The following is a 9,481-nucleotide window of genomic DNA, read 5'->3' on the forward strand; positions in this document are numbered from 1 at the left end:
CGGGAGGTCTCGGCAGCGGTGTACGCCTCCACCGAGCCCGCGCACTACGGGAAGGTGCCCCGCGGCTACGTCGTGCCGTGGGGACAGGGACCCGCCCTGCTCGCGCTGGTCGCCGAGAGGCCGTCCGCATGACCGCGCGCCCGGTCTTCATCACGGGAGCGGGCAGCGGCATCGGCGCTGCCACCGCAGCCGCCTTCGCCGCGGCCGGTCACGATGTGATCGCCACCGACATCGACGCGACGGCCGTGGCCGCCGTGGCGGCGGCCATCGCCGCCGCCGGCGGCACGGCGACCGCGCATCGCCTCGACGTGGCCGATCCCGACGCCTGGGAGGCGCTCGCCGGCGAGCTGCGCGAGGCAGGGCGTTCGCCCGCGATCGTCGTCAACAACGCCTACGCGCTCGTCGATGCGCCGGCACACGAGCAGACCGAGGCCGACTGGAACCGCCAGCTGTCCGTCACGCTGTCGTCGGTCTACCGGTCGGTGCGGGCCTTCCACGCCGGTCTCGAGGCCGCCGGGGGCAGCGTGGTGAACGTCGGCAGCGTCCACGCGCTCGTCGCCTGGCCGGAGCGGCCCGCCTACGCCGCGGCGAAGGGCGGCGTCGTCGCGCTCACCCGGCAGCTCTCGATCGACTACGCGCCCCGGGTCCGCGTCAACTGCGTCCTGCCCGGATCGATCCTGACCAAGGTCTGGGACGGAATCGACGACGCCGGGCTCACCGCCGCGGCCCGCCAGGCGTCGCTCGGGCGGCTGGGCCGACCCGAGGAGGTCGCCTCGGTGATCCTGTTCCTGGCCGGCGACGGCGCCTCCTACATCACCGGCACGACCGTCGTCGTCGACGGCGGCCAGACGACGTCGGTCATCGATGTCGGCTGACGCGACACCCGGCCATCCCGTCTTCCACGGGGTGCTGCCGGTGCTGGAGACCCCGTTCACCCCGGCCGACGACGTGGACTTCGCGGGGTTCGAGCGGCTGGCCGCCCATCTGGCCGCGACGCCGGTCTCCGGGCTGATGTTCCCCGGGTTCGCGAGCGAGTTCATGAAGCTCAGCCGCGACGAGCGCCACGAGCTCGGGCTGCTGGTGATCGCCGCCGCCCGGGATCGGCCCGGCGTCGCCTCGGTGCTGTCCGTGCCGGATCACGCGACCCGCATCGCCGTCGAGGAGGCCGAGTGGGCGGTCGCGAACGGGGCCGACGCCCTGAACCTGTTGCCGCCGTCCTTCCTGAACCCGAGCCGGAGCGAGGTCATCGCGCACCTGGCCGCAGTGCTCGCGTCCGTCCCGGCGACGCCGGTGATCGTCCAGCTCGCACCCGGACTGACCGGCGCCTCGTTCGCTCCCGACGACCTCGCGGCCCTCGCGGCCCGATTCCCCAACCTGGCCGCGGTGAAGGTCGAGGCGGTACCACCCGGCCGGATGGTGTCGCGGTTCGGTGGGCTGCAGCCCCGGCTGCCCTGCCTGGTCGGCTACGGGGGCCTGTACCTCCCCGACGCCCTGGTCCGCGGCGCAGTCGGCGTGCAGCCCGGATGCAGCGCCGTCGAGGTGTACCACCTGCTCTGGGCGCTCTGGACCGCAGGCGACCACGACGGCTTCCACGGGCTGCACCGGCGGATGGCGCCGTACCTCCTGGAGTGGATGCAGCACGTCGAGTTCATGGTGCAGGTGGAGAAGACGATCTCGGTCCGCCGTGGTCTCATCGCCTCCGACCGCTGCCGCGCGCCGGGGTACCGGCTCGACGCCGAGGAGCTCGCCGGAGTCGACCGGTTCCTGGGCGAGTTCGCCGACGAGCTCGCGCTGTCCTGACCGCCACCACCGAGAGGCCGCCATGCGCACGACCGACCTGACCGCCACCGTCGACGGCGTCCGCCTCCGGTTGGCGACGGGCGCCGGCGGTCGATTCCGCCTGCTGCTCGACGGCGCGGACGGGCCGGACTGGATCGCGTCCTTCGGTGCTGACGCGCAGCTCGCGCACGCGGAGCCCGTCGACCGGGGTGTGCTGATCTCCTTCCGGCCCCATCCCGGCGTCCGGCCGGGGGACTTCGGCGAGCTGGTGCTCACCGCGGTCGTGACGCTGGGTTCGACGGCGGGCCGCGTTCCGCGATCGGTCACGAGCCTCCGCCTCTCGGGTCCCGAGGACTATCCGCTCGACGAGTACCGCGGCCCCACGATCACGCCGCGCCCGGACGGCTCGTCCCGCGATCAGTGGCGCTACCTGCTGCCCGACGGCGACGGCCTGTGGATGCGCGCCGACGGCACCGGGTACGGGAGCCGCTCGCGGCTCGTCTTCCACGAGCACCGCATCTCGCTGCCGATGAGCGCGCTGGTCGACGACAGCGGCGCCGCGCTGATGGTGTCGGGCGTCGGCGGCAACGATCACGCCGTCGACTTCGTCGTCGGCGGCAGCGCGGACGACCTGTCGGGCATGCGGCTCGTCAACGTCGCATCGCTCGGCACGTGGCACCACGACCGCGAGTGGCGCATCGCGACGGTCGGCACGGGCGGCGCGCCGGCGCTCGCCGTGGAGGTGGCGGCGCAGCTGCGCGAGCAGGGCATGCGGCTGATGACGCAGACGGAGAAGATGACGGAGCGGGGGGTGCCCGCCGAACGGCACGCCTCGGTGGGCGGCACCGTCCTCTGGTGCCACTTCGACACCCTCACCTCGACGATCGTCGACGACCTCGTCGCCGCCGGGCTGAAGTCGGTGATGGTGATGGGGCGACCCGCCGACGACGCAGCCGCCGCAGCCCTCGCCGGATCGCCGTACGCCGGGGGGCCGTACTTCCAGACGTACGACGTCTTCCCTCCGGGGTCCGTGGAGGAGTTGGGCTGGCGCGGGGTCTACCCGCCCGAGGGCGCGACGACGGGGTGGCCGGAGGATCTGATCCACGACATGGCCGGCTGGCTGAACGCGGGCTGGCGGTATCTGCCGTTCGCGGAGGGGGAGCAGTTCTGGCGCACCGAGGAGCACCTCGACGCGGCCGGTCGCCTCGGCCGGCGGGCGCGGGCCGTGCACACCGCGACCACCGTGCAGACCTACCGGCGGTGCCCGAGCCGCCACCTCCACGTGGTGCGAGACCAGGGCATCCCGATGCTGGAACGCCTGGAGGCGACGGCGGTGTTCTACGACATCGCGACCGCCATGTACGCGTTGGAGTGCTACTCGCCCGACCATCCGGTGCACCGCATCGAAGACATCGAGTACCGCAAGGAGATCCTCGACCTGCTGGCTGCACCCGGCCGGGTGGTCCACTCGGAGGCGGGGAAGTGGTGGGGCATCGACCACGTGAACACCTTCGAGGGGCTCTTCTCCTACGACTGGGAGTTCAACATCGGCTCCATCCAGCTCGAGGACTACCCGGTGAACCCGGCGCGGCGCGCCTTCGAGTTCAACCTGGAGCACCGGGTGCCCTTCTTCGGCATGGTGGCCCGCCACGCCGTCGCCCGGACGATGTGGTGGGGCACGGGCCAGGACCGGCACGCCGAGACCTGGGGGTCGAACAACGCGATCACTGCACTGTTCGGGGCGAACCCGATCTCCGTCGTCGACCCCGACCACCCGCTGGCCCCAGGAACGCCGCGCTGGGAGACCTTCGCCCGGGCGACCGCGTCGTTCGAAGAGCTGCGCGTCCTCGCCGGCGACCAGAACATCGTGGGCTACGAGACCGACGGCTCCGACCTCGGCCGGACCGTGTTCGAAGGGGGCGCGTCCGTGGAGGCGAACGTCGGCACCGATGCAGCGGGCGGCTTGCAGCCGGGGGAGTACGTGATCCGCGACGCGAACGGCGCGACCGTCAGCCGGGTGACGCCCGACCGCGGGGGTCTGACATGATCGCGGATCTGGCATGATAATAGTACTAATCACGAGGTAGGGGCAGAACATGGATGAGCCGACTGGGGCCCTGGCAGGCCTCCGAGTGCTGGACGCGACGCAGATGCTCGCGGGCCCGCTGGCAGCGACCCGGCTCGGCGACCTCGGCGCGGACGTGGTGAAGATCGAACCCCCGCTCGTCGGCGAGTTCAACCGCACCCACGGTTTCGAGGACGTGCGGATCCACGGCGAGATGTCGACCTTCACGGCCGTCAACCGAAACAAGCGCAGTCTGGCGATCGACCTCAAGAACCCCGAGTCGCGCGGGGTCGTCGACGACCTGGTGCGCGGCGCGGACGTCTTCCTCCAGAACTTCCGGCACGGCACGGGGGAGCGGCTCGGCGTCGGCTACGAGCGGCTCGCCAGCATCAACCCGGGGCTCGTGTACTGCTCGATCAGCGGCTACGGATCGACCGGGCCCTACCGGGACCGTCCGGGGCAGGACCTGGTCGTGCAGGGCTACTCCGGCTCGATGTTCTCCGTCGGCAGCGCCGGCGACGATCCCGAGCCGGGTGCGCTCTGGGCCGCGGACGTGATGACCGGGTATCAGGCCGTGATCGGGATCCTGGCCGCGCTGCGCGCGCGCGAGACCACCGGTCGAGGCCAACACGTCGAGGTCGACATGTTCTCCGTCGTCCTCGACGCGCAGCTGCAGGAGCTGGTCACCTTCCTGAACACGGGCCGGGCGCCGACCCGCACGAAGGAGCGGTCGGCCCACGCCTCCATCCCGGCCCCCTACGGCGTGTACCGGACGAGCGACGGCTGGCTGACGCTCGCCATGTCGCCGCTGCCCGCGCTCGGCGAGGTGCTGGACGACGACTGGCTCCGCAGCCTCACGGACTACAACGACGGCCACACGCAGAAGGACGCGGTGTACGCGGCCATCCGGGACCGCTTCACCGGGCGGACCACCGCCGAGTGGCTCGCCCGCTGCGACGCGGTCAACCTGTGGGCCGGACCGGTCTACGACTACGCGGATGTCGCGGCGGATCCCCATGCGAACCAGACCGGGACGTTCGTCGACCAGCCGTCCGCGGTGGAGGGGCTGACGGTCCGGACCGTGCGTCCGCCGCTCCACCTCTCCGACACGCCCCCGGCGATCCGGCGCGGGGCGCCGCGGCTCGGGGCCGACACCCGCGAGGTGCTCGCGGAGCTCGGGTACAGCGATCAGCGGATCGACGACCTGCTGGTGTCGCGGGCGGTGGGGGAGGCGCTCGCCGCGTCGTCGCTGCCCGGCTGACCTGCGCGGCGTCGCGCCGTCAGCCGGCGCGACGCATCCAGGTCGTCAGAGCGCCGGTTCCTGCAGCTCCCGCACGTCGGCGGCGGCCGACTCCAGCAGCAGGTGCATGCAGGCGCGGGCAGCTGCCGGGTCGCGATCCTCGATCGCGGTGGCCGTGTCGCGATGCATCTCGAGGCTCCGCTTGATCGACACGCGGTGGCTGTGGACGTATCGGTCGCGGGCGGAGAGCCCGATGCCGATGACGACGCTCAGCTGCTCCATCAACTCGTTGTGCGTCGCGGCCAGCATGCCGAGATGGAACTGCAGGTCCGCCTCCGCGAGGGCGTCGGCCGTGACGGAGGCGATGGACATGGCGTCCAGGGCCTCGAAGAGCGTCCGCAGGTCGACGTCGTCGCGGCGCATCGCCGCCAGCTCGGCTGCGGCGGGTTCGACCATGACGCGGACCTCGTGCAGCTTGTCGAGGATGCCGGGGTCGGACACCGTGTCGAACTGCCACCGGAGCACGTCGGGGTCGAGCAGGTTCCACTTCGCTCGCTCCTGGATGAAGGTCCCGCGCCGCGGGCGGGCGTCGATCAGCCCTTTGCCGGCGAGCACCTTGAGCGATTCGCGGACCACCGTGCGGCTGACCGCGTAGGTGGAGGAGAGCTCCTCGGTACTCAGGATGGTGCCGGCCTGAAGCCGCCCGTTGGTGATCCGGAGGCCGAGTTCGTCGACGACCCGTCCGTGCAGTCCGCGATCCGGATACCGCTGCATCGCACTCCTTCACGCCCTCGAATACATGGACGAAAGGTCATCGTATCCGCGAGCGTCGCCGAGCGGCGGTGCGGGGAGGAGGCATCCGCGCGCCGAGGGCCTCCACCGAGTCGCGTATACAGTATAATCAAGCTCGTGGTCATCGCAGCGCAGCCCCGGGTCGCCATCATTGGGAGCGGCTTCGCCGGCATCGCCGCGGCGGTGCGGTTGCGCTCCGCGGGTGCGGAGGTGCGGATCTACGAACGCGCCGACCGGGTCGGCGGCGTCTGGCGCGAGAACCACTACCCGGGCGCCGCATGCGATGTGCCGTCGTTCCTCTACTCGTTCTCGTTCGCGCCGAAGTACGACTGGACGCGCCGGTTCGCGCCGCAGGAGGAGATCCAGCGCTACATCGAGGACGCGGTCGACCGCTTCGGCCTGCGCCCCACGCTGCGCTTCGGGGAGACGCTCACCGCGGCGACCTGGGACGACGAGGCCGGGCAGTGGGCCCTGACGTTCGCCTCCGGCCTGCGGGAGACCGCGGACATCCTGGTCGCGGCCACGGGCCAGATGAGCACGCCGAACATCCCCGTGCTGCCCGGCGCCGAGGACTTCCAGCGGCCAGCGTTCCACTCCGCCCGCTGGGACGACGACGTCGACCTCGACGGCCGCGACGTGGTGGTGGTCGGCACCGGTGCGAGCGTCATCCAGCTCGTTCCGGCCATCGCCGACCGGGCGCGCACCGTGACCGTCGTGCAGCGCTCGCCGGGCTACATCCTCACGAAGGGCGACCACCCCTACGACGGGCCGCAGAGTCGCCTCCGGTCGCGGCTCCGCCGCCTGCGGTCCTATCTCGATAAGGAGCTGCAGACCCCGCAGTTCATCCGCTGGCCCGCGCTGGTCGCACCCGCCGAGCGCCGCTTCCGCCGCGAGCTGCGGAACCGGGTGCCCGACGCGGTCCTGCGCCGGCAGGTCGAGCCGGAGGACCGGTACGGGTGCAAGCGGATCCTCGTCTCGAACGAGTGGTACGAGACCCTGCAACGACCCGACGTGACCCTCGTCGACGAGCGCGTCGCCGCGCTCGCACCGACCGCCGTGGTCACCACGTCGGGCAGGCAGATCCCCGCCGACGTGCTGGTGTACGGCACCGGCTTCCGGACCCACGCGTTCCTGGAGGGGGTCGAGGTCACGGGCCGGGACGGCCGATCGCTCGCCGCGGCGTGGGCGGCGGGACCGGAGGCGTACCTCGGCATGGGCGTGCCCGGCTTCCCGAATCTCTTCCTGATGTACGGGCCGAACACGAACCCCGCCTGGAACTCCGTGGTCGTGATGCTCGAGTGCCAGGCGAACTACCTGGCCCGCGTCGCTCGCGCCTGGCGGGCACGCGGGCCGTTCAGCATGGCGCCGACGGAGCGGGCGCACGCGGCGTTCGTGCAGGACATCGCCCGCCGGTCGGCCCGCAGCGTGTGGGTCACCGGCTGCGCCAACTGGTTCACCACCGCGACCGGCCGCAACACGCAGAACTGGCCGCGCCTCGTCACCGCCTACCGCTGGCTGACCCGACGCATCGCGTGGCGGGACTACGACGTCCGGACGCGAGCCGGGCACGACGGCGCGGAGAACCGGAGGCGGAGCCCCGGGTCGGTGCCGGTCAGGACGTGAACGCGTCCGACCCGAGCAGTGCGGCGACGGCTCGTCCGGTCTCCTCGATGTGCTGGCGGGCCGACCGGCCCGCTCCCTCCACGTCGCCGTCGACCAGCAGCCGGAGGAGCCGGTCCTGGCCGATCACCCACTCCACGCCGAGCAGGGCGGCGACCGGCGAGAAGTAGAAGCGGGCCCGTTTCTCGAGCGCGAGGGACAGGCCGCCGAGCACCCCGTTCCCGCCCGCGTCCCGCAGTGCGGCGTTGAAGGCGACCGCGGCGTCGGCCACCGCCTCCGCATCGCCGTGGTCGCTCGCGCTGCGGCTCGTCTCGACGATGGCGTGCAGCTGGGCCAGGTCCTGATCGGTGCGCCGCGCGGCGGCGAACCGGGCGATCTCCTGCTCGATGCCGGCCCTCGCCTCGAACAGCTCCGCGAGCTCCTCGCGGGTCCGCTCCAGCACGTAGACGCCGTAGCGGGGCCGGGTCTCCACCCAGCCGGCCTCGCCCAGCGCGCTCAGCGCCTCGCGGACCGGGATGCGGCTGACCCCGTAGCCGGCGGCGATGTCGTCCGCGAGCAGCCGGGAGCCGGGGGCGAACTCGCCGCCGATGATGGCCTCCTCCAGCGCCTCGTGGATCTGCCTCGGCAGCGACCCGGCGACGAGCGGGCGCACCCCGGGGCGCACCCGGGCGACACGCGCCTCGGAGTCGGTCATCGCGTCGACCCGCCATCTTGTCGATCCCCGAGGAACCGGAGCGCGGTCAGGGCGTACAGGGCGATGCAGCGCACCACCTCGTCCTCCTCCGCGTAGTCGTCGATCCCCGCAGAGTACGTCGGCTGGGGTCCGTAGCAGAGCGACGGCGTGCCGAGGCGGCGCCAGCGGCTCGCGTCGCTGGCGGGCAGCCGCACGGCCAGCTCCAGCGGACTCGGCTCGAGGGCGCTCCACGCGGCGCTCCACGACTCGGCGATCGGCGAGTCGGGCAGGGTCACGTTCGGATCCCACCCCTTCATCCGGGTGACGGTCACGCCGCCGTCGGGCACCGCGCGGGCGACCGCACCTTCCACGAGGGCCTGCGCGGCGTCCGCCGAGATGCCGGGCGGCAGCCGCAGGTCCACCTCCGCCCGCGCGCTCGTCGCCACCTGACCGACGAACGATCCGCCGGTCAGGGTGCCGACGTTCGCCGTGAGGGTCAGGGCGGTGTCCTCGTCGGCGACGACGAGCCCCGCGAGCTCGCCGTCGAAGCGGCCGCGGGTGCCGGTCAGCGCGTCGACCGCGGTGACGGCAGCGGCGATCCGGGCGGTGGCCGACCGGCCGCGCCGGACGGAGGAGGAGTGGCCGGGGTCGCCGACGGCCTCCAGCGCGAGCCAGAGCACGCCCTTCTCGCCGACGGCGAGGCGCCGGAAGCCCGGCCCCTCCCCGCACAGCAGCCCGTCCGCGGCGAGATCCGGACGGGTCGCCAGCAGGTGGGCGGCGCCGTGGTCGCCGAACACGACCTCGTCGCTGACGGCGGTGAAGGTGATCCTGCCCGACCAGGCGTCGCGGCGGCGGTCCAGCAGCGCCACCGCGTGCAGCATCGCCGCGACCGCGCCCTTCATGTTGCCCATGCCGAGGCCCTGGAGGCGGCCGCCGGAGCGGGTGAGCTCCCACACCGGGTGGGTCCAGGCGGCTTCGTCGCCGGGCGGCATGGTGTCGAGGTGCACGTTCAGCACCAGGTGCCGGCCGGGCCGCCCCGAATCGAGAACCGCCACGACCGACGGCATCTCGGGCAGGAGCGCCTGCTCCTCCCCGGCGATGCCGTGCGCACGGAGGAAGTCGAGCACGACGCCGGCGACCCGGCGGGTGTCGCCCGGCGGGTTGACGCTCGGTGCCGCGACGAGCTGCGAGCAGAGCCGCACCACGGACTCCCGCGCCTCCTCCGCCAGTCGGGCGATGTCCGCCGCGTCGGTCGAATCGGTCATGAGGTGCCTCCTGCACGGACGTCGCGCCGGCGGTCGCCGGCTGCGAA

8 protein-coding genes are annotated in these 9,481 nt (G+C 72.8%); 5 read left to right on the forward strand and 3 right to left on the reverse strand.

Annotated elements, in window-relative coordinates; translation table 11 throughout:
- Positions 1-128: 128 nt before the first annotated feature.
- Genes ACFE67_RS12085 through ACFE67_RS12100 form a run of 4 tightly spaced genes read left to right on the forward strand, consistent with a single transcriptional unit; the run spans position 129 to position 5,105 of the window.
- Positions 129-875, forward strand: coding sequence for an SDR family oxidoreductase (locus ACFE67_RS12085; protein WP_375407128.1), 747 nt, complete (start codon positions 129-131; stop codon positions 873-875).
- Complete coding sequence (locus ACFE67_RS12090; protein WP_375407129.1) at positions 865-1,800, forward strand: dihydrodipicolinate synthase family protein; 936 nt, start codon at positions 865-867, stop codon at positions 1,798-1,800. The genes ACFE67_RS12085 and ACFE67_RS12090 overlap by 11 nt, the downstream gene beginning before the upstream one ends.
- A 22-nt stretch (positions 1,801-1,822) precedes the next feature.
- A complete protein-coding gene (locus ACFE67_RS12095; protein WP_375407130.1) occupies positions 1,823-3,826 on the forward strand; it encodes a hypothetical protein in 2,004 nt (667 codons plus the stop codon).
- A 49-nt stretch (positions 3,827-3,875) separates the two neighbouring features.
- Positions 3,876-5,105 (forward strand): CaiB/BaiF CoA transferase family protein, encoded by a 1,230-nt coding sequence (locus ACFE67_RS12100; RefSeq protein ID WP_375407131.1) that lies wholly within the window; start codon positions 3,876-3,878, stop codon positions 5,103-5,105.
- Between the two features lie 45 nt (positions 5,106-5,150).
- Here the strand turns inward: ACFE67_RS12100 and ACFE67_RS12105 are convergent, their stop codons facing one another.
- Positions 5,151-5,858 carry a FadR/GntR family transcriptional regulator gene (locus tag ACFE67_RS12105; RefSeq protein WP_375407132.1) on the reverse strand — a complete coding sequence of 236 codons (708 nt, stop codon included), beginning with the start codon at positions 5,856-5,858 and terminating at the stop codon, positions 5,151-5,153.
- 135 nt (positions 5,859-5,993) lie between these two features.
- Here ACFE67_RS12105 and ACFE67_RS12110 point away from each other — a divergent pair, with 135 nt between their 5' ends.
- Positions 5,994-7,499, forward strand: coding sequence for a flavin-containing monooxygenase (locus ACFE67_RS12110; RefSeq protein WP_375407133.1), 1,506 nt, complete (start codon positions 5,994-5,996; stop codon positions 7,497-7,499).
- Here the strand turns inward: ACFE67_RS12110 and ACFE67_RS12115 are convergent.
- Complete coding sequence (locus ACFE67_RS12115) at positions 7,489-8,190, reverse strand: GntR family transcriptional regulator (protein ID WP_375407134.1); 702 nt, start codon at positions 8,188-8,190, stop codon at positions 7,489-7,491. The genes ACFE67_RS12110 and ACFE67_RS12115 overlap by 11 nt on opposite strands.
- Entirely contained in the window at positions 8,187-9,434 is a 1,248-nt protein-coding gene (locus tag ACFE67_RS12120) for a M20/M25/M40 family metallo-hydrolase (RefSeq protein WP_375407135.1), read from the reverse strand. The genes ACFE67_RS12115 and ACFE67_RS12120 overlap by 4 nt, the downstream gene beginning before the upstream one ends.
- Between the last annotated feature and the right edge of the window lie 47 nt (positions 9,435-9,481).

It is taken from the genome of uncultured Amnibacterium sp. (genome assembly GCF_964244015.1).
Taxonomy (GTDB): domain Bacteria; phylum Actinomycetota; class Actinomycetes; order Actinomycetales; family Microbacteriaceae; genus Amnibacterium.

Coding starts and splice junctions, on each gene's coding strand:
- ACFE67_RS12095 (WP_375407130.1), top strand. CDS start 1,823: ATGCGCACGACCGACCTGACCGCCACCGTCGACGGCGTCCGCCTCCGG.
- ACFE67_RS12085 (WP_375407128.1), top strand. CDS start 129: ATGACCGCGCGCCCGGTCTTCATCACGGGAGCGGGCAGCGGCATCGGC.
- ACFE67_RS12115 (WP_375407134.1), bottom strand. CDS start 8,190: ATGACCGACTCCGAGGCGCGTGTCGCCCGGGTGCGCCCCGGGGTGCGC.
- ACFE67_RS12105 (WP_375407132.1), bottom strand. CDS start 5,858: ATGCAGCGGTATCCGGATCGCGGACTGCACGGACGGGTCGTCGACGAA.
- ACFE67_RS12120 (WP_375407135.1), bottom strand. CDS start 9,434: ATGACCGATTCGACCGACGCGGCGGACATCGCCCGACTGGCGGAGGAG.
- ACFE67_RS12100 (WP_375407131.1), top strand. CDS start 3,876: ATGGATGAGCCGACTGGGGCCCTGGCAGGCCTCCGAGTGCTGGACGCG.
- ACFE67_RS12090 (WP_375407129.1), top strand. CDS start 865: ATGTCGGCTGACGCGACACCCGGCCATCCCGTCTTCCACGGGGTGCTG.